Annotated in this window: 17 protein-coding genes; 9 read left to right on the top strand and 8 right to left on the bottom strand. The window is 71.2% G+C overall.

Annotation, left to right across the window (positions count from 1 at the left end):
* Positions 1-7: 7 nt before the first annotated feature.
* Both FB470_RS13930 and FB470_RS13925 read left to right on the top strand, forming a co-directional pair.
* Positions 8-1231 (top strand): DUF445 family protein, encoded by a 1224-nt coding sequence (locus FB470_RS13930; protein WP_306991729.1) that lies wholly within the window; start codon positions 8-10, stop codon positions 1229-1231.
* A 22-nt stretch (positions 1232-1253) separates the two neighbouring features.
* On the top strand, positions 1254-2564 hold the full coding sequence (locus tag FB470_RS13925; protein ID WP_306991727.1) for an alginate O-acetyltransferase AlgX-related protein: 1311 nt from the start codon (positions 1254-1256) through the stop codon (positions 2562-2564).
* On the opposite strand, the gene FB470_RS13920 is transcribed toward FB470_RS13925, so the two are convergent.
* From FB470_RS13920 to FB470_RS13910, 3 genes are read right to left on the bottom strand one after another with little or no spacing between them, the layout of a single operon-like run.
* Complete coding sequence (locus FB470_RS13920; RefSeq protein ID WP_306991726.1) at positions 2524-3402, bottom strand: metal ABC transporter permease; 879 nt, start codon at positions 3400-3402, stop codon at positions 2524-2526. The two genes, FB470_RS13925 and FB470_RS13920, sit on opposite strands and share 41 nt — an antisense overlap.
* Positions 3403-3424: 22 nt before the next feature.
* Entirely contained in the window at positions 3425-4219 is a 795-nt protein-coding gene (locus tag FB470_RS13915; RefSeq protein WP_306991724.1) for a metal ABC transporter ATP-binding protein, read from the bottom strand.
* Entirely contained in the window at positions 4216-5109 is an 894-nt protein-coding gene (locus FB470_RS13910; protein ID WP_306991722.1) for a metal ABC transporter solute-binding protein, Zn/Mn family, read from the bottom strand. The genes FB470_RS13915 and FB470_RS13910 overlap by 4 nt, the downstream gene beginning before the upstream one ends.
* A 196-nt stretch (positions 5110-5305) precedes the next feature.
* Here FB470_RS13910 and FB470_RS13905 point away from each other — a divergent pair, with 196 nt between their 5' ends.
* The 3 genes from FB470_RS13905 to FB470_RS13895 all read left to right on the top strand — a co-directional run bounded on the left by FB470_RS13905 (position 5306) and on the right by FB470_RS13895 (position 7857).
* Positions 5306-6406 (top strand): LacI family DNA-binding transcriptional regulator, encoded by a 1101-nt coding sequence (locus FB470_RS13905; RefSeq protein WP_306991720.1) that lies wholly within the window; start codon positions 5306-5308, stop codon positions 6404-6406.
* 68 nt (positions 6407-6474) lie between these two features.
* Entirely contained in the window at positions 6475-6972 is a 498-nt protein-coding gene (locus tag FB470_RS13900) for a beta-class carbonic anhydrase (protein ID WP_306991719.1), read from the top strand.
* 9 nt (positions 6973-6981) lie between these two features.
* Complete coding sequence (locus tag FB470_RS13895; RefSeq protein ID WP_306991718.1) at positions 6982-7857, top strand: HhH-GPD family protein; 876 nt, start codon at positions 6982-6984, stop codon at positions 7855-7857.
* Positions 7858-8544: 687 nt separating this feature from the next.
* On the opposite strand, the gene FB470_RS13890 is transcribed toward FB470_RS13895, so the two are convergent.
* Positions 8545-9303 (bottom strand): alpha/beta fold hydrolase, encoded by a 759-nt coding sequence (locus FB470_RS13890; protein ID WP_306991717.1) that lies wholly within the window; start codon positions 9301-9303, stop codon positions 8545-8547.
* A 4-nt stretch (positions 9304-9307) separates the two neighbouring features.
* Complete coding sequence (locus FB470_RS13885) at positions 9308-10711, bottom strand: AAA family ATPase (protein ID WP_306991715.1); 1404 nt, start codon at positions 10709-10711, stop codon at positions 9308-9310.
* Between the two features lie 58 nt (positions 10712-10769).
* Here FB470_RS13885 and FB470_RS13880 point away from each other — a divergent pair, with 58 nt between their 5' ends.
* The 3 genes from FB470_RS13880 to FB470_RS13870 are packed head-to-tail and all read left to right on the top strand — an operon-like array spanning position 10770 to position 13118.
* Complete coding sequence (locus tag FB470_RS13880) at positions 10770-11066, top strand: antibiotic biosynthesis monooxygenase family protein (RefSeq protein WP_306991713.1); 297 nt, start codon at positions 10770-10772, stop codon at positions 11064-11066.
* 4 nt (positions 11067-11070) lie between these two features.
* Positions 11071-11883, top strand: coding sequence for an SIR2 family NAD-dependent protein deacylase (locus tag FB470_RS13875; protein ID WP_306991712.1), 813 nt, complete (start codon positions 11071-11073; stop codon positions 11881-11883).
* Positions 11884-11930: 47 nt separating this feature from the next.
* A complete protein-coding gene (locus FB470_RS13870) occupies positions 11931-13118 on the top strand; it encodes an FAD-dependent monooxygenase (RefSeq protein ID WP_306991710.1) in 1188 nt (395 codons plus the stop codon).
* A 166-nt stretch (positions 13119-13284) separates the two neighbouring features.
* Here the strand turns inward: FB470_RS13870 and FB470_RS13865 are convergent, their stop codons facing one another.
* Positions 13285-14118, bottom strand: a complete 834-nt coding sequence (locus FB470_RS13865; RefSeq protein ID WP_306991708.1) for an SDR family NAD(P)-dependent oxidoreductase — start codon at positions 14116-14118, stop codon at positions 13285-13287.
* Positions 14119-14203: 85 nt separating this feature from the next.
* Between FB470_RS13865 and FB470_RS13860 the strand changes: the two genes are divergently transcribed.
* On the top strand, positions 14204-15088 hold the full coding sequence (locus FB470_RS13860) for a LysR family transcriptional regulator (RefSeq protein WP_306991706.1): 885 nt from the start codon (positions 14204-14206) through the stop codon (positions 15086-15088).
* On the opposite strand, the gene FB470_RS13855 is transcribed toward FB470_RS13860, so the two are convergent.
* Both FB470_RS13855 and FB470_RS13850 read right to left on the bottom strand, forming a co-directional pair.
* Complete coding sequence (locus FB470_RS13855; protein WP_306991705.1) at positions 15075-15992, bottom strand: endonuclease/exonuclease/phosphatase family protein; 918 nt, start codon at positions 15990-15992, stop codon at positions 15075-15077. The two genes, FB470_RS13860 and FB470_RS13855, sit on opposite strands and share 14 nt — an antisense overlap.
* A 279-nt stretch (positions 15993-16271) precedes the next feature.
* Positions 16272-18824 carry an ATP-dependent Clp protease ATP-binding subunit gene (locus FB470_RS13850; RefSeq protein ID WP_306991703.1) on the bottom strand — a complete coding sequence of 851 codons (2553 nt, stop codon included), beginning with the start codon at positions 18822-18824 and terminating at the stop codon, positions 16272-16274.
* Between the last annotated feature and the right edge of the window lie 133 nt (positions 18825-18957).

The raw sequence follows: 18957 nt of genomic DNA, 5'->3' as shown, positions 1-18957 counted from the left end.
GTGGCGGATGGACGCGGTTCTGGCCGATCTCGCCGGGCACTGGCCGCTGTACACCGCGATCCCGTTCGTCGCCGCGCTCATCGGGTACGTCACCAAGCGGGTGGCGATCGAGATGATGTTCCGGCCGCTGGAGTTCGTCGGCATCCGCCCGGTGTTCGGCTGGCAGGGCGTGGTGCCCAAGCACGGCGGCCGGATGGCGGCGATCGCGACCGACCTGCTCACCGCGAACCTGATCGACCTCGGCGAGGTGTTCGCCCGCATCCGGCCGGAACGGCTCGTCCGCGAGATCGAGCAGCCGCTGCTGCGAGCGATCGACGACCTCGCCCGCGACGTCCTGGCCCGGCACCACCCCCGCCTGTGGGAGTCGCTGCCGCCGATGGCGCAGGACCTGATCGTCAAACAGCTGCAGGCCGGCTCGCCGAGGCTGGTGCGCGAGCTGCTGGAGGAGATCCGCGCGAACCTCGACGGCGTGCTCGACGTCAAGCACATGACCGTCCAGCGGCTCACCCGCGACCGGGCCCTGCTGGTGCGCCTGATCCGCGAGACCTCCCGCCCGGAAATGTCTTTCATCGCCCGCTGCGGGATCTACTTCGGATTCGTCCTCGGGATCGTCCAGGCCGTGGTGTGGGCGCTGACGAAGAACCCGTGGGTGCTGCCGGTCTTCGGCGGCTGCATCGGGCTGTTCACCGACTGGCTCGCGATCAAGATGATCTTCCTCCCGCGCCGGCCGGTGAAGATCGGGCCGATCACGCTGCAGGGCAAGTTCCAGCGCCGCAAGGCCGAAGTCGCCCGCCAGTACGGCGAGATCATCGCCCGCGAGGTGCTGACCGTGCCGAACCTCCTCGACGAGCTGCTCACCGGCCCGCGCGCCGACCGGCTCACCGCGATCGTCCGGCGAGTGGTGGCCAGGGCGGTCGACGAGCAGGTCGCCCTGATCCGGCCCCTGGTGTCCGCGACCGTCGGCGGCGAGCGGCTGCGTGAGATGACCGAGACGGCGTCCGCCGGCGCGCTGGCGCAGATGCCGCACCTGCTCCGCAACGCCGAGCCGTACCTGGTCGAGGCGATGGACCTGGCGAACATGGTCGAGCAGCGGATGCTGGCGCTCACCCCCGAGGAGTACGAGAACCTGCTGCGCCCGGCGTTCCGCCAGGAGGAGTGGAAGCTCATCGCGGTTGGCGGTGTGATCGGGTTCGTGGTCGGTGAGTTGCAGGTTCTGCTGATGCTTCACTAGGTGAACGGTTAACGTGTCCGCCGTGGCGCACGAACCGCAGCAGCTCCCCGCGGTGCACGAGGCGTGGCTTCCCCGCGAGCACTCCCTGCACCGGCCCCGGCACGGCGGCCGCCAGCTCACCGCGTTGATCAGCGCGATCGTGTTCTTCACGACCCCGGCGCTGCTGTGGGTGTTCGGCGCGCGGCCGGCGGAGATCGAGAACCGGCACCTCGCCGGGTTCCCCAGCCTCGGCGACGGCTGGGCGTTCTTCACCAGCCTGCCCGGCTGGGCCACCGACCAGCTGAGTTTCCGCAGTGCCGCGATCGAGGCCGCGGACTGGGTGAGCCGCACGTTCTTCGGTGAGACCCCGCCGCGCGACCAGGGCGGCACCACCGGAACCGGGCCGCTGCCGGGCAGCCCACCGCCCACCCAGACGCAGGGCGAGAACGACCAGCCGACCACGTCCGGTCCGCTCGACCAGGCCGGCTACCGGCAGGTGATCGAGGGCCGCAACGGCTGGCTCTACTTCGGCTACGACGCCGAGGCCAAGTGCGATCCGGTCCGGATGCTGCCGGACACGCTGGACCGGATGACGCGGCTCCGCACGATGATCGAGGCGTCCGGCCGCAAGTTCGTGTGGGTCGTCGCGCCGGACAAGTCCACGATGGTGCCGGAGAACCTGCCCGCCAGCTATCCCGGCCGGGACTGCCACCAGGCCGCGGAGGCGCCGACGTGGCAGCAGATCGACGCCGCGGGCGCGGTGGACCTGCGGCCCGCGCTGACCGCCGAGGCGCAGCGGGCCGGGCGCCCGGTCTACCCGTCCAACGACACCCACTGGACCGACGAGGGGTCGCTGGTGATGACCCGCGCGGTCGCCGAAGCCGTGCAGCCGGGCATCACCGCCACCTGGCAGAGCAAGAAGGTCGGCAGCTACACGGTGGCCGCCGACCTGCCTCCCCTGCTGGGCAAGAAGGCCGACAAGACGAACGTGCTCTACGACCTGCGTCCGGACGGTGTGGTCGACCGGGCCGGGCAGACCATCGCCGACATCGAGACACCGTCCTACCGGTTCGCGTCACCGATGTCCTCCACGGTGAACGAGAAGACCCTGTTCTACGGCGACTCGTTCACCAAGGCGTCCTCGCGGTACCTGGCGGCCGGGTTCGCGAACCTGACGATGCTCGCCTACTTCACGCCGAAGACCGACCAGGCCCAGGCGATCGGCATGTTCGTCAACTCCGACGTGGTCGTGCTGGAGACCGTGGAGCGCAGCGTCTCCAGCGGTCAGCTGCCCTTCCTCGACGACAAGTTCCTCACGGCGCTGCAGGCGCAACTGCAGCAGAACCCTCGGTGACGCGGGCGGCCCGGTCGCGGAGGTGGGCGACCAGCCGGCACACCAGGTAGATGATGAACGCGATCGCGGTGACGAACGCGCTCACCGGAGCACCCGGCGCGAGCGACAGGATGATACCGCCGAGCGCCGCGGTCTCGGCGAACACGATCGCCAGCACGGTCGCCTTCCACGGGTTGGCGGTCAGCCGCGCGGCCGCGGCCGCCGGGGTCACCATCATCGCGACCACCAGCAGCGCGCCGACGATCTGCACACCCAGCGCCGTCGCGACACCGACGAGCACCGCGAACACGACCGACAGCGTGCGCGCCGGAACCCCGCGCGCGGCCGCGACGTGCGGGTCGACGCTGGCGAACAACAGCGGCCGGTAGATGAACGCGAGGATCGCCAGCACCACGAGCGCGGCGATGACCAGCACGATCAGGTTGGTCGTCTCGATCGACACGATCTGGCCAACCAGGATGCCGAACTTGTTGGCCGCGCGGCCCGGGTAGAACCACAGGAACAGCACGCCGAGGCCGAGCCCGAAGGACAGGATCGCGCCGATCACCGAGTCGCGATCGGACTCCCGCCCGCCGAGCAGGCCGAGCAGCAGCGCGGCGATCACCGCGCCGGCGAGCGCCCCGAACTCGACACCGACTCCGAGCAGCAGCGCACCGGCGGCGCCGGTGAAGGCCAGTTCGGCGGTGCCGTGCACGGCGAAGGACATCCGCCGCGTCACGATCAGCGGGCCGAGGACGCCCGCGACGAGACCGAGGACGGCCGCGGCGAGCAGGGCGGTCTGCACGAACGGCAGCCCCAGCAGCTGCGCGGTCAGGCCGAAGTCGAAGAGCTTGTCCATGGTCAGCGGAAACCTTCGGTGGTCACGAGACGCGCTCGTCCAGGTGGTGGGGTTCGTCCTCGCAGACCGCGCTGCGCGCGCCGGCGACGTGGATCTGCCCGCCGACGCGGACCACCTCCACGCGCGCCCGGTACAGCTCGGACAGGGTCTCCGAGGTCATCACGACCTCCGGCCTGCCGATCCGGAACCGGCCCTCGACCAGGTACAGCACGCGGTCCACATAGGGCAGGATCGGGTTGATCTCGTGCGTCACGAACAGCACCGCGGTGCCGGCCTCGCGGCGGCGGGCGTCGATCAGCTCGCTCACCGCCCGCTGGTGCGCGAGGTCCAGCGACAGCAGCGGCTCGTCGCACAGCAGCACGTCCGGCTCGCCGACGAGGGCCTGCGCCACCCGCAGCCGCTGCTGCTCACCGCCGGACAGCTTGCCCACCGGCTGCTTCGCGTAGGACTCGGCGCCGACGGCCGCCACGGCGGCCGACACGCGCCGCCGTCGCTCGGCCAGACCTCGCAGCCCGGTGCCCCAGCGGTGCCCGTCGAGCCCGAGGCCGACCAGGTCCACACCGCGCAGCGTCAGCGCCTCGGACATCGCCCGCTGCTGCGGGACGTACCCGACCGGGCGGCCGCTGTGGATGCGCACGCTGCCGCGGGACAGGTGCTGCAGACCGAGCAGCACCTTCAGCAGGCTGGTCTTGCCGGACCCGTTCGGGCCGAGCACGGCGACGAACTCGCCGGGCTCGACCGCGAGGTCCAAACCGGACCACAGGGTGCGCGAACCGAACGCGAGGGTCGCGCCGGAGATCTCCACCGCGGGGCTCAAGAGTTCAGCGCCTTCGCCAGGTCGTCGACTTCGCCGGTCATCCAGGCAATGTAGTCCGTCGTACCGGCGGGCAGCGTTTCGGTCACGCCCACCACGGGGACACCGGCCCCGTTCGCCGTGGCCACGACCTGCCCGGTGACCGGGGTGACCGTCTGCTCGTTGTTGATCAGCGCGCGGACCTGCTTGCCGGTGATCAGGTCGTTCACCTCGGCCACCGCGGCGGGCGGGACGTCGGTCTCCTCCTCGACGGCCTCGGAGAACCGCTCCGGGGTCGCGTCGGTGATCCCGGCCTCCTGGACCAGGTAGTGCGCGACCGGCTCGGTGACCAGGATCTTCGTGCCCGGGTGGCTGCTGCCGATCTGGGCGGCCTTCCGGGTCAGCTGGTCGAGCTGGGCCTTGAAGTTCGTGGCGTTGGCGGTGAAGGTCTGCGCGGCGTCCGGCTTGATCCGGCCGAGCTCGGCGGCGACCTGGTCGGCGACCTTGGCCACGGTGGTGAAGCTGTACCAGACGTGCTCGTTCTCGTCGCCGGTCGCGCCGATGTCGTACGCGTTGAGCTTGCGGGCGCTCGCGGCCTGGTCGGCGAGCTTGCCGAAGAAGTCGTCGTAGCCTCCGCCGTTGGCCAGGGTCAGCTGGGCCTTCTGGGCGGCGATGGCGTCCTCGGGGGTGGTCTCGTAGGAGTGCGGGTCGGCGCTCGGGTCGTCGATGATCGCGGTGACCGCCACCTGGTCGCCCCCGACGGCGGACAGCACGCTGCCCCAGACGTTGGTCGAGGCGACGACGTCGATCCTGCCGCCGGTGTCGCTCCCGGTGTTACCCCCGCCACAGGCCGTGAGGCCGAGGGCGAGGGCCGTCGCAGCGGACGCGAGACCGAGCAGGCGGGGGAAACTCATCGCGAGCACTCCTGAAGTCCGAGGTGGGATGCGGCGTCAGCGCTATTGGAAACGGTTTTCGAGTTCACCTTACCCCAACGGGTGAGCCCCGGACCGGGTCGGTTACCCCCGCCTGAACGGGACCTTGCGCCGTGGCGCACGCCGCACGGACGGAGTTCGACTTCACGACTTCGTTCTGAACCGTTACGGTTCCCTCATGGGGCGTCCTATGCGCATGAGGCGACAGGCGACGTTGGCGTCGCTCGCCGCGGAGCTCGGCGTGTCGCGGACCACCGTGTCCAACGCGTACAACCGCCCGGACCAGCTGTCTCCCGAACTGCGCAAGCGCGTGCTGGAAACGGCCCGGCGCCTGGGCTACCCCGGCCCGGACCCGGTGGCGCGGTCGCTGCGCACCCGCAAGGCCGGCGCGGTCGGACTGCTGCTCACCGAGAACCTGTCCTACGCCTTCCGCGACCCGGCCGCGATCGGCGTGCTCGAAGGTCTCGCGTTGGCGTGCGAGGACGCCGGCGTCGGCCTGCACCTGGTGCCGGCCAGCCCCGGCCGCGACGACGTGGCCGCCGTGCACCGGGCGGGCGTCGACGGGTTCGTCGTCTATTCGGTGCCGGACGACGACCCGCACCTGGGCGCCGTGCTGGCGCGTCCGGTGCCGACGGTGATCATCGACCAGCCCCGCATCGAGGGTGTCGACCGCGTCGGCCCGGACGACACCACCGCCGTGACCGCGCTCGCCGAGCACATCATCGGGCTCGGGCACCGCCAGATCGGCGTCCTGTGCATGCGGCTGGCGCGTGACCGCAACGACGGCTTCGCCTACCTGGACCGGCAGCAGAGCGCGCACTTCCACGTGCAGCGCGCCCGGCTGGAGGCGATGTCGAAGGCGTTCGCCAAGGTCGGTGTCGACTGGTCGACCGTGCCGGTGGTCGAGCGGTTCGAGCACACCATGGACGACGGCGCGGCCGCGGCCCGCCAGCTGCTCGACGCCAACCCGCAGGTGACCGCCCTGCTGTGCACCTCGGACATCCTCGCGCTGGGCGCGCTCGCGGAGGCGAACCGGCGCGGTCTGCGGGTGCCGGCGGACCTGACGGTGACCGGTTTCGACGGCATCGCCGAGGCCGAGCGGGCCGGGCTGACGACGGTGCACCAGCCGGTCCTGGAGAAGGGCCGGGCCGCGGGCAAGCTGCTGCTGTCCTCCGGTGACCACGTGAAGCCGCGGATCATCACGCTCCACACGCAACTGCGGATCGGCACGACGTCCGCACCGCCGCGCACGATGGAGCAGCACTGGTTCGGGCCGTGATCTGCCTCATTGCGGGCCGCCTGCGCACCCGGTGGAATTGTTACCGGACCTGAACCCGGGAGGCACTTGTGACCGCGATCGACACCCTGCTGCAGCGCAACACCGAACTGACCGACCCCGTGCTGGGCGACCGTTCCACGGCCAGCCCGTCGATGAAGATCGCCATCCTGACCTGCATGGACGCCCGCATCCGGGTGTTCGAGATCTTCGGCCTGATCCAGGGTGAAGCGCACATCCTGCGCAACGCCGGCGGTGTGGTCACCGACGACGTGGTGCGGTCGCTGTCGCTGTCGCAGCGCAAGCTGGGCACCGAAGAGGTGCTGATCATGCAGCACACGGCGTGCGGCCTGTCGACCGTCACCGAGGACGGCTTCAAGGACGAGCTGGAAGAGGCCGGCGGCGTGCGGCCGACGTGGGCGGTCGAGGCGTTCCGGGACGTGGAGGACAGCGTGCGGCGGTCGATGCGCCGCGTGCGGACCAGCCGGTACCTGCCGCACACGGACAAGGTGCGCGGGTTCGTCTACGACGTGTTCACCGGCAAGGTCACCGAAGTGCAGGACAACTAGTCTGGGCCGGTGCCCATCGACTCCGAACTGCTGATCGACTGGTTCGACTCGTGCGCCCGTGACCTGCCGTGGCGGCGGCCGGAGTGCACCCCGTGGGGTGTGCTGGTCAGCGAGATCATGCTGCAGCAGACGCCGGTCGCACGGGTCGAGCCGGTCTGGCACGAGTGGCTGGCGCGGTGGCCGGTGCCGTCGGCGCTGGCGGCGGCGAGCCACGGCGAGGTGCTGCGGGCGTGGGGCAAGCTCGGCTACCCGCGGCGCGCGCTGCGCCTGCACGCGGCCGCTTCGGCTATCGCCGAGGAGCACGGCGACGTCGTCCCGTCCGATGTGGACACGCTGTTGTCGTTGCCCGGCATCGGGTCCTACACGGCACGGGCGGTGGCGGCGTTCGCGTACGGCAAGCGGGCGCCGGTGGTGGACACGAACGTGCGGCGCGTGGTGGCACGGGCGGTCCACGGCGCGGGTGACGCGGGGCCGCCGTCGAACACGCGCGACATGGCCGACGTGGCCGCGATCCTGCCCGACGACGAGGCACGAGCGGCGCGGTTCTCGGCGGCGCTGATGGAGCTGGGCGCGGTCGTGTGCACGGCCCGCTCGCCGCGGTGCGCGGACTGCCCGGTGTACGACGACTGCGCCTGGCAGAAGGCCGGCCGGCCCGCCTACAGCGGCCCGGCGAAGGCGACGCAGAAGTACGCCGGGACGGACCGGCACGTGCGGGGCCTGCTGCTGGACGTGCTGCGCGGGACGCCGGAACCGGTGTGGAAGTCGAGCCTGGACGTGGTCTGGTCGGACGCCGGCCAGCGCGACCGGTGCCTGGACTCGCTGCTCGTGGACGGCCTGGTGGAGCAAACCCAAGACGGACGATTCGCCCTCCCCGGCGAACACTAGCCGCGCAGACGCTTTCGCAGCGCGAAGCGCCCTGCCCCCAAAGTGAGCTGGGTGGTCATCCCGTCGCCTGAGGCCGTCTCGATCACTGTGAGCCAGGCCCGCACCCCCGGCACCCGCGCGAGATGACATGTCAAGCGTGCGGGCCTGGCTCACAGTGATAGGCCTCAATGCAGGCGACGGGATGACCACCCAGCGACCCACTGCATGAGGTGAGATGACAACGCTCCCCGGTCATCCCGGAGCCTGCCCGTCCGGCGAGGACATTCTTTTGATCTTTTCCCGCCGCTTCGCGGCGGAGGGCGCCTACGGCGCCGAACGGTCACCTTGGGTGCCGACCTCCCCCGCCCCCTCCGGATGGAGTGTTTTCGGTCGCCGAGCAGGCGTGTCAAGGCGGGAAAGAGTACCTTGACACGCCTGGTCGGCGACCAAAGGCGGGCTGGGGATCGGGGGCGGGGGAGGTCTGGGGAGGCCGCACCTCGCCTGGCGTTGCCGGCCGCCGGGACGTCTGGGGAGGCCGCGCCCCGCATGCGTTGCCGGGTTCCGGTTTGGGTCGGGGGCTCGCGTTGCCGGGTTCCGGTTCGGGTTGAGGGCTCGCGTTGCCGGGTTCTGGTTCGGGTTGTGGCCCCACGTCGCTTGGCGTTGCCGGGCGGCGGGAGGGTCTCGTGCGGCGCGCGGTTTTCCCGATACCTACCGCTCCAGGACCTCGGAAAGGAAGGCCTCCACCGCGCCGCGATAGAAGTCGGGCGCCGAGTCGTGCACCACGTGCCCCGCGCCGGGGGCCACCACGTGCCGTCCCCGCACCGCCCGCTTCGCCATCTCCGCCTGCTGGCCCGGCGGCATCAGGGTGTGCTCGGCCTCGATGACCAGCAATGGGCACTTCACGGCCTCCACCAGGGACCAGTACTCGCGCCGCCCCCATTCTGCGGCGATCTCGTACAGGTCGTCCAGCGAGGCCATCAGGTGCCAGCCATCGTCGCGTTCCGCCATGCATTCGGTGAAGTAGTCGCCGGTTTCCCCGAAGAAGTCCCGCACGTGCGCCAGCGACTGGAACGGCACCGGCCACGATTCGAAGTATCCGCGCCACGTCTCGACGGTCTTGCCGCGCTGGTCGGGCGCCATGTCCTCGACCACCACGGCGTCCACCAGCTCGGGGTGCGTCGCCGCCAGGGCCCACGCGTGCAGGCCGCCCATCGAGTGCCCGATCAGCACCGCGGGCGAACCCAGCGACCGCACCGCCTCGGCGGCGTCGGCGACGAACTGTTCCGTCGTCCACGGCCCGACCCGCGGCGCCCGCCCGTGCCCGCGCGCGTCCAGCCCGACGACGTGCCCGTACGGCCGCAGCCACTGCGCCACCCGCCACCAGGTGCGCGCCCGGCCCATCAGCCCGTGCAGCAACACGATGGGCCGGCCCGCACCGCCGAAGTCCACGACCCTCACCCGCGCCATTCAATCAGCTGCCGAGCAACGACCTGGTCAGTGAGTTCCGCGAATCCTGCATGTCGCGGAACGCCGTGGTCAGCGCCTTGTCGCCCACCCGTACCCGGTCGCCGTCCGCACCGGCCCGCACCTCGTGCAGCACCGCCCGCCGCAGCAGTTCCTTGATGAACGACGCCGTCACACCGTCGGTCGCGGCGACGACCGGCTCGAGGTCGGCCCGCAGCTCGACCCCGCGGGCGTACAGCTCGATCAGCTTCCGCCGCCCCTCGGCGTCCGGGCGCGGGATCTCCACCGCCAGGTCGACCCGGCCCGGCCGGTCCCGCAGCGCGGCCTCCAGCGCCTCCGGCCGGTTCGTGGTGAGCACGAACGTGACGTCGGCGTCCGCGCCGATCCCGTCCATCGCGTCGAGCAGGCTGAACAGCAGCGCCCCACCGCCACCGGGCATCGTGCGGTCCTCGGCGACCAGGTCGACGTCCTCCACCGCCAGGATGGACGGCTGCAGCCGCCGCGCCAGCTCCGCGGCCTTGCCGATGAACCGCATCGCCGCGCCGGTCAGGATGATCACCGTGCTGCCGGACAGGCGGCTCATCAGGTACCGCACCGTGTGGGTCTTGCCGGTGCCCGGCGGGCCGTGCAGCAGCAGCCCGCGTTTGAGGTGCTGCCCCGCCCTCCGGAGCCGGTCGGCGTGCTCGGCGATGCCGACGATGTGGTCCTCGATCGCCGGCAGCACACCGGCGGGCAGCACCACCTGTTCCGCGCTCAGGTCCGGGCGCGGCAGGAACGTGAGCAGCTCGTTGCCGCGGTACTCGCTGCTGCCGAACGCGAGGACCTGCCCGCGCAGCACGTCGTGCACCCGGGCGAGGTGGTCGATGCGGTCGCGGATCGCGCCGGCCGTGTCGCGGTCGGCCGCCAGGACCTCGACCCGCGACACCGCGCTGGGCCCGTGCTGCGCGATCGGCCCGCGCACCGCGACGATCGCCGGGCTGCCGTCCGGGGCGGTGGTGGCCACCAGCCCGAACTGGATGACCTCCTCGGCCGACTCCGGTCCGGTCGCGACGGTCGCCATGTCGACCGCGCCCAGCTCGAACCCGCCGTGCCGCCGGGCCGCGGACAGGATGCCCGTCAGTTCCTCGTTCGTGCGGTTCGCGCCGGTGGCGCCGAACCACTCCGCCCGCCCGCCGCGCTCGGCGAGGTAGGCCTCGACGCCCCGATGGACGCAACCGTGCTCCCACGGCGGGAACTCCTGCGCGACCAGCACGACCTGCCGGAACTCGACCCCGAGGTGCCCGGTGATCTTGCCGATCAGCTCCTCGGCCGGGCTGTCCTCGTCGACCACGACGGCCGCCGCCCGGACAATCTTCCGCAGGTCCCCGGCGAGCCCCCGGGCCAGTGTCCGCTCTTCATCTGTGATCCCCATTACGTTCCACCATACCGAGGGGCCCGGTCCGCGGTGGGGGCGTCGGTAGGCTGGCGGTATGGCAGTCGTGAAGATCAACGCGATCGAGGTTCCCGAGGGCGCGGGCCCCGAGCTGGAGAAACGCTTCGCCAACCGGGCGCACTCGGTGGACGGGCAGCCCGGCTTCCTCGGCTTCGAGCTGCTCCGCCCGGTCGCCGGCGAGAACCGCTACTTCGTCTACACGAAGTGGGAGTCCGAAGAGGCCTACCAGGCCTGGGCTAACGGCGCGGCGAAGGAGGCCCACGCGGGCCAGCGCGCGAAGCCGGTGGCCAGCGGGGCGAACCTGCTGGAGTTCGAGGTCGTCTCGTTCGACTGAGGCGATGAACGACGACGGTCTGGCGAAGGCCGCCGAGCTGCTCGCCGGCGCCTCCGCGCTCCTGGTCTGCGCGGGCGCCGGTATGGGCGTCGATTCGGGGCTACCGGACTTCCGCGGCGACGAGGGCTTCTGGCGCGCCTACCCGCCGTACGCCCGGCTCGGGCTGAGCTTCGCCGAGATCGCCGACCCCCGCCACTTCGCCGAGGACCCCGAGCTGGCGTGGGGGTTCTACGGCCACCGGCTCGACCTGTACCGCCGCACCGAGCCGCACGCCGGTTTCGGTCTGCTGCTGCGGCACGGCTCCCGCCTGCCCGGCGGCGCCGCCGTGTTCACTTCCAATGTGGACGGGCAGTTCCAGCGGGCCGGTTTCGAGCTGGTCGCCGAGGCTCACGGGTCGATCCACCACCTGCAGTGCACCGTCCCCTGTGGACCGGACATCTGGCCCGCGGACGACGTGGTGCTGCACGTCGACGAGTCGACGATGAAGGCCCGGCCGCCACTGCCGTCCTGCCCGAACTGCGGCGGGCCGGCTCGCCCGAACATCCTGATGTTCGGCGACTTCGACTGGATCTCCCACCGCACCGACGCGCAGATGCGGGCGCTCGACGAGTGGCGGCGCGCGAACCGGGACGCCGTCGTCGTCGAGGTGGGCGCCGGGCGCGCGGTGCCGACCGTGCGCCGCTACGCCGAGCTGGCCTCCGCCGCGACCGGTGCCCTGATCCGCATCAACCCGCGCGAGCCGGAGGTCCGGCACAACCGCGGCATCTCGCTCCCCCACGCCGCGCTGCCCGCGCTGACGGCGTTGCTCGGCAGCTGACAGCCGGCTGTCAGCGGGTGGTCAGCGGCGCCCAGCACGCTTGCGGCATGAACAACACCAAGGTCCTCATCTCCGGCGCCAGCATCGCCGGACCCGCCCTCGCCCACTGGCTCTCCCGCTACGGCTTCGAGGTGACCGTCGTCGAGCGCGCACCGGGCGCGCGCCCCGGCGGCCAGGCGCTCGACGTGCGCGGACCGGCGCTCGACGTCGCCGAGCGCATGGGCGTGCTGGAGAAAATGCGCGCCTGCACCACCGAGATGCGCGGCATGTCGGTGGTCGACCCGGACGGCAACGAGATCTACCGCACCACCGAGCGCACGGCCACCGGCGGCGACCTGGACAGCCCCGACATCGAGGTCCTCCGCGACGACCTGGTCGCGATCGTCACCGAAGCGGCCGGTGACGGGATCGAATACCTCTACGATGACTCGATCGCCGCGCTCGAGCAGGACGACGACGAGGTCCGTGTGGTGTTCGACAGCGGGCTGCGGCGCACGTTCGACCTGGTGGTCGGCGCGGACGGGCTGCACTCGAACACCCGCCGCCTGGTCTGGGGCCCCACCGAGCGGTTCATCAGCCACCTGGGCACCTACATGGCCGTGTACACGGTGCCGAACTTCCTCGGCCTCGACCGCTGGCAGGTCATGCACCAGATGCCCGGCGACGGGATGCGCGGCGGGATGGTGATGAGCGCCCGCGGCAACACCGAGGCCCGCGCCTACCTGATGTTCGACTCCGACGAGCCGGTCGAGTACGACTACCGCGACATCGAGGGGCAGAAGGCGCTCCTGGCCGAGAAACTGGCCGGCGACAGCTGGGTGATGCCCCGGCTGCTGGAGCTGGCGCGCACGGCCACCGACTTCCACTTCGACTCCGCCGCGCAGATCCACCTGGACTCGTGGTCGCGCGGCCGGGTCGTGCTGCTCGGTGACGCCGGTTACTGCGGTTCGCCGATGTCCGGGCAGGGCACCAGCATGGCGCTGGTCGGCGCGTACGTGCTGGCCGGGGAGCTCAAGGCCGGCGGCGGCGACCACCTCGTCGCGTTCCCCGCCTACGAGAACGAGCTCCGCGACTACGTGCGGGCCAACCAGGACATGGCCGTCGCGAACCTGCGGATGCGCCGCGCGGAGACGACGCAGACGGAGGGCGACAGCGAGGCCGCCGAAGTGCTCGTCGAAGCCGGCGCCGACCAGTTCGACCAGGTCGTGCGGTCGTACGCGGTCAAGGACTACTGATCCAACCACTCGATCGGGTGGAACCGTGGGCCCCACGCGTCCCGCCCGGCCCGTTCGCCCCTCTAACCCAGCAGTTGCGGCCGCACGGGCGCCACCGTGCGATGGCAACTGTCGGCATACCGGATCCGGCCGTCACGCCCCCCGAGCGGCCGGATCCGGTACTGCACTAGCTCTTCAGAACCCGTTCGGTCAATGACGTGGCCGCGGCCGCGAGCTCGCCGGTGAGCGCCGAGCGCAGTGCTTCCGACGGCCGGCACCCGGGGTCGATCACGAGGCCCGTCTCGCCCTCGAGCGACGGATCGGTCGCCGCGAACACGATCGACCGGGCCGCCTCCGCCGCCGGCCGCTGGACGCCCTGCCGGATCTGGTCCCACTGCGGGCGCAGCGGGGGCGGCAGGATCTCGGGCGTCATCGCGGCCGCGTTGGGCGTCGCCGCGGCACCGGGATCGGCGGCGAACACCGAGACGCCGCTGCCGCGCAACCGGGAAGCCAGGTCCCGGTTGTACGCCAGGTGCGCGAGCTTCGCCCGCCCGGACGCGGCCATGCCGTAGTACTCACCGGGATCGACGTCGTCGTAGACCGGCGTGCCGAGCATCAGCGCGGCCTGGATGGACGACGAGGTCACGTCGACGATCCGGCTCCCCGCGACCAGGGAGTCCAGCAGCGCCTCGGTGAGCACCAGCGGCGACAGGTGGTTCACCGCGAAGCTCGCCTCGATGCCGTCGGCCGTCTCCCACCGCGTGGACCACATGCCGCCGACGTTGTTGACGAGGAGGTGCCACGGCCCCTCCTCGGCCAGCCGCGCCCCGAGCGCGCGCACCTCACCCAGCACCGACAGGTCCGCCTGGACGAACCGCGCCCCGATCTCCTGTGCCGCTTCCTTCCCGCGTTCGACGTCCCGTCCGATGATCGTCACGGCGTGGTCCCGCCGTGACAGTTCCGCGGCCACCTCGAAGCCGAGACCCCGGGTGCCTGCCGTCACGATCGCCTTGCGTGTCATACCTCGACCTCAGCCGAGTAGCGGGAAAACGTCCAAAGCCCCGCTGACATGGGTCCATGCCGCCACGGCATGGCAGCCTGTCGGAGTGGATCTCAAGCACCTGCGCTACTTCCTCGCCGGCGCCACCGAAGGCACCTTCACCGCGGCGGCGCAGCGCCTGGGCATGACGCAACCGGCCCTGTCCCGCGCGATCCGGGCCCTCGAGGACGAGGTGGGGACCGCGTTGTTCGTGCGAGGCCGCCACGGCGCGGAACTCACCGCCGCCGGGCGAGTGCTCGCCGAGGACGCCCCCGGGGTCGACGAGTACGCGCGGGCCGCCCTCGCCCGGGTGGCGCGGCTCGGCCGCGAAGGGCCCCAGCTGCGGGTGACCGCGCGAGCGTGCGACGTCGACGTGTTGCAGGGGCTCGTGGAGTCCTACAACGTGCGGTACCGCAACGGGCTGCCCGCCCGCGCCGCGGTCGCCAACTGGCCGACCCAGGCCGACGAGCTGCGCGCCGGCGCGGCCGACGTGTCGCTGCTGCGCACTCCGTTCGACGATCGCGGGCTGGACAGCGATCCGGTGCGCAGCGATGAGCGGGTCGCCCTGCTGCCGCAGTCCCACCCGCTGGCCGGGCGCGAGCTGATCGACCGCGCGGAACTGGCGGGCGAGGCGTTCCCGCAGTGGGCGGACGTGGGCCCGGCCGAGACCGCGTACTGGACCGGCACCGACCTCGCCCACCACGACTGGCGCGCGGGCCCGATCGTGCGCGACGCGGCCCAGTACACCAGCGCGATCCGGCTCGGCCAGGCGGTCGGTTTCGTGCCCATCACGCTGCTGCCCGAACTGCCGCTCACCGGGGTCAGCGTGGTGCCGGTGACCGGGCTGTCCGCCAGCGAGCTGCGGATCGCCTGGCCGTCCACCACGACCTCGCCGGACGTGGCGCGCTTCGTCCGGCACGCGACCGAACCGGCGCCGCTCACGGGAGCGTGATCGCGGCGAACACGGCCTTGTGATCGGAGTCCGGCATCGGGAAGACGCGGTAGCCAGTCACCGCCGCGCGCCGGTCCACCAGGACGTGGTCGATCGTGACCGGGGGCGGCAGCAGCTTCGACGGCCAGGTCGCGGTGAACCCGTCACCCCGCGCGCTGCCCGCGTCCGCGTAGCCGGTCGAGATCAGGTTCCGCAACGCGACGTGGTCCAGGGTCGCGTTGAAGTCGCCGGCCAGAACGCGCACCGGGCCGTGGGGGGCGGGATGCGGCAGGCCGGCGATCTCCGACTTCCAGGCGCCCGCGTCCGCGACCGGCGCGGTCGGGTGCACGGCGACGACCTCGATGGACACGCCACCACCGAGGTCCAGGCGCGCGCTCGGCTGCGCGAAACCCGACGGACCGGCCAGTGACAGCTCGGTCACCGGGTACCGCGACACGAGCCCGGACCCCGCGCCACGCGGGGCCGGCTCCAGCACGCGGTGGGGCAGCACGTCGAACAACCCGGCCGCCTCGAGCGCGGACACCGCCTGCGGCGTCAGCTCCAGCAGGTTCAGCACGTCGACCTGGTTGTCCCGCACGAGCCGGACGAGGGTCTGCGGATCGGCCTCGCCGAAATACATGTTCGACGACATCACGCGCAGCGTCCGGCCATGCACCTGCGGCTGGGCCGCGGGGAACGCGCGCGGCAGCACCACCCCACCCACGGCGAGGGCGAGCACCAGCACGATCCCGCCGATCCACCAGTGCCGGAGCGCGAGGGTGAGGACCGCCAGCACCAGGCCGCACACGACCCAGTACGGGGTCAGCGCGACCAGCGACGACGTCAGCCGGCCGCCGTCGACACCGGCCAGGCGCATCGCCGCGAACACCGCGAACACGGCGGCCAGAACGGCGAAGAAGACCACACGACCAGTTTTCCCGTCACGCCGTTTCGGCGGCTGACAGTCGTCTGCGCGCGCGCTGTCAGGTTCACCCGGGAGAGTCGGTTCCGACACAGGAGGAGGATTTCATGACCTTGGCGATCCAGGCGAAGGGCCTGGTGAAACGGTTCGGGGAGAACCGCCGGCCGGGGCCGGCGCCGGCACGGAGCCGCACGCGCCGTAAACCGGGCGCGTCTGGCCCTGGAAACGCGAAGTGCCCCCAGGGATCGCTCCCTGGGGGCACTCGCCCGGCCTGCTACGAGGTCAGCGCTCGCCTTCGGCGTCGTCCTCGTGGCTGCCCGCGCCGATCGACACCGGCGGGGCGTCGGGGACGTCGGACGGCTTCGGCTCGCCGCGGAAGACGAAGCGGGCCTCCTCGTCGCGGTCCTCGGGGTTGCCGCTCCAGCCCTCGACGTCGACGATCACGATCTGACCCGGCTCGACCTCGCCGAACAGGATCTTCTCGGACAGCTGGTCCTCGATCTCCCGCTGGATGGTCCGGCGCAGCGGACGGGCACCGAGCACCGGGTCGAAGCCGCGCTTGGCCAGCAGCGCCTTCGCCTTGTCGGTCAGCTCGAGAGCCATGTCCTTGGCCTTCAGCTGGGTCTCCACCCGCGTCACCATCAGGTCGACCATCTCGATGATCTGCTCCTGGGTGAGCTGGTGGAAGACGATGATGTCGTCGATCCGGTTGAGGAACTCGGGCCGGAAGTGCTTCTTCATCTCCTCGTTGACCTTCTGCTTCATCTTCTCGTAACGCGATCCCTCGTCGTTACCGGAAGAGAAGCCCAGGCTGACGCTCTTGGAGATGTCCGACGTGCCCAGGTTCGAGGTGAAGATCAGCACCGTGTTCTTGAAGTCGACCGTGCGGCCCTGACCGTCGGTGAGCCGGCCGTCCTCCAGAACCTGCAGGAGGGTGTTGTAGATCTCCTGGTGGGCCTTCTCGATCTCGTCGAACAGGACCACGGAGAACGGCTTCCGGCGGACCTTCTCGGTCAGCTGGCCACCCTCCTCGTAGCCGACGTACCCCGGAGGGGCACCGAACAGCCGCGAGGCGGTGTAGCGGTCGTGGAACTCACCCATGTCGATCTGGATGAGCGCGTCGTCCTCGCCGAACAGGAACTCCGCCAGCGCCTTGGACAGCTCGGTCTTACCGACACCGGACGGGCCGGCGAAGATGAACGAGCCGGACGGGCGCTTCGGGTCCTTCAGGCCGGCACGGGTGCGTCGGATCGCCTGGGAGACGGCCTTGACGGCGTCCTCCTGGCCGATGATCCGCTTGTGCAGCTCGTCCTCCATGCGGAGCAGACGCGTGGTCTCCTCCTCGGTGAGCTTGAACACCGGGATGCCGGTCCAGTTGGCCAGGACCTCGGCGATCTGCTCGTCGTCGACCTCGGCGACGACGTCCAGGTCACCGTCCTTCCACTGCTTCTCCCGCTCGGACTTCTGCGCGAGGAGGTTCTTCTCCTCGTCGCGCAGCCGGGCGGCGCGCTCGAAGTCCTGCGCGTCGATCGCGGACTCCTTGTCGCGGCGCACCTTGGCGATCTTCTCGTCGAACTCGCGCAGGTCCGGCGGAGCCGTCATGCGGCGGATGCGCATGCGGGCACCGGCCTCGTCGATCAGGTCGATCGCCTTGTCCGGCAGGAACCGGTCGTTGATGTACCGGTCGGCCAGGGTGGCCGCGGCGACCAGCGCGGAGTCGGTGATCGACACGCGGTGGTGCGCCTCGTAGCGGTCCCGCAGGCCCTTGAGGATCTCGATGGTGTGCTCGAGCGAGGGCTCGCCGACCTGGATCGGCTGGAAGCGGCGCTCCAGCGCGGCGTCCTTCTCGATGTACTTGCGGTACTCCTCGAGCGTGGTGGCACCGATGGTCTGCAGCTCGCCACGGGCCAGCATCGGCTTGAGGATCGACGCGGCGTCGATCGCGCCCTCGGCGGCACCCGCGCCGACGAGCGTGTGCAGCTCGTCGATGAACAGGATGATGTCGCCGCGGGTCTTGATCTCCTTGAGCACCTTCTTCAGGCGCTCTTCGAAGTCACCGCGGTACCGGGAACCGGCGACCAGGGAGCCCAGGTCCAGCGTGTAGAGCTGCTTGTCCTTCAGCGTCTCGGGCACCTCGCCCTTGACGATGTTCTGGGCCAGGCCCTCGACGACGGCGGTCTTGCCGACGCCGGGCTCGCCGATCAGCACCGGGTTGTTCTTGGTGCGGCGGGACAGCACCTGCATGACCCGCTCGATCTCCTTGCCGCGCCCGATGACCGGGTCCAGCTTGCCCTCACGCGCCGACTGGGTGAGGTTGCGGCCGAACTGGTCGAGCACGAGCGAGGAGGACGGGGCGCCCTCGCCGCGGCCGGCGCCGGCCTCGGCCGGCTCCTTGCCCTGGTAACCGGACAGCAGCTGCAGCACCTGCTGGCGCACCCGGTTGAGGTCCGCGCCCAGCTTGACGAGGACCTGCGCGGCCACGCCTTCGCCTTCGCGGATGAGGCCGAGCAGGATGTGCTCGGTGCCGATGTAGTTGTGGCCGAGCTGCAGCGCCTCGCGCAGCGACAGCTCGAGCACCTTCTTGGCTCGCGGGGTGAACGGGATGTGCCCGCTCGGGGCCTGCTGGCCCTGGCCGATGATCTCCTCGACCTGCTGACGCACGCCCTCCAGCGCGATACCCAACGATTCGAGCGCCTTGGCGGCGACACCCTCACCCTCGTGGATCAGGCCCAGGAGGATGTGCTCGGTGCCGATGTAGTTGTGGTTGAGCATCCGGGCCTCTTCCTGGGCCAGGACGACCACCCGCCTCGCGCGGTCGGTGAACCTCTCGAACATTCCCACTCCCTCGACTGCTGCGCCGGCGGTGAGCACCCATCGTCGCGATGGATTCAGCACCGTGAGTCCACTGTAGTAGCCATGCGGTCGCGCCGGACTACCACAGGGGCGAATCGGGTCACAGCTGATGTAG

The organism is Amycolatopsis thermophila, assembly GCF_030814215.1.
In the GTDB taxonomy this organism is placed as follows: Bacteria; Actinomycetota; Actinomycetes; order Mycobacteriales; family Pseudonocardiaceae; genus Amycolatopsis_E; species Amycolatopsis_E thermophila.
Note: the sequence above shows the minus strand (reverse complement) of the source record. Positions and strands in the feature narration are given on the sequence as shown.

Excerpts from the sequence above, each read along its gene's own strand:
- FB470_RS13930 (WP_306991729.1), top strand. The coding sequence starts at position 8 with ATGGACGCGGTTCTGGCCGATCTCGCCGGGCACTGGCCGCTGTACACC.
- FB470_RS13920 (WP_306991726.1), bottom strand. The coding sequence starts at position 3,402 with ATGGACAAGCTCTTCGACTTCGGCCTGACCGCGCAGCTGCTGGGGCTG.
- FB470_RS13910 (WP_306991722.1), bottom strand. The coding sequence starts at position 5,109 with ATGAGTTTCCCCCGCCTGCTCGGTCTCGCGTCCGCTGCGACGGCCCTC.
- FB470_RS13905 (WP_306991720.1), top strand. The coding sequence starts at position 5,306 with ATGGGGCGTCCTATGCGCATGAGGCGACAGGCGACGTTGGCGTCGCTC.
- FB470_RS13890 (WP_306991717.1), bottom strand. The coding sequence starts at position 9,303 with ATGGCGCGGGTGAGGGTCGTGGACTTCGGCGGTGCGGGCCGGCCCATC.
- FB470_RS13885 (WP_306991715.1), bottom strand. The coding sequence starts at position 10,711 with ATGGGGATCACAGATGAAGAGCGGACACTGGCCCGGGGGCTCGCCGGG.
- FB470_RS13880 (WP_306991713.1), top strand. The coding sequence starts at position 10,770 with ATGGCAGTCGTGAAGATCAACGCGATCGAGGTTCCCGAGGGCGCGGGC.
- FB470_RS13875 (WP_306991712.1), top strand. The coding sequence starts at position 11,071 with ATGAACGACGACGGTCTGGCGAAGGCCGCCGAGCTGCTCGCCGGCGCC.
- FB470_RS13870 (WP_306991710.1), top strand. The coding sequence starts at position 11,931 with ATGAACAACACCAAGGTCCTCATCTCCGGCGCCAGCATCGCCGGACCC.
- FB470_RS13865 (WP_306991708.1), bottom strand. The coding sequence starts at position 14,118 with ATGACACGCAAGGCGATCGTGACGGCAGGCACCCGGGGTCTCGGCTTC.
- FB470_RS13850 (WP_306991703.1), bottom strand. The coding sequence starts at position 18,824 with ATGTTCGAGAGGTTCACCGACCGCGCGAGGCGGGTGGTCGTCCTGGCC.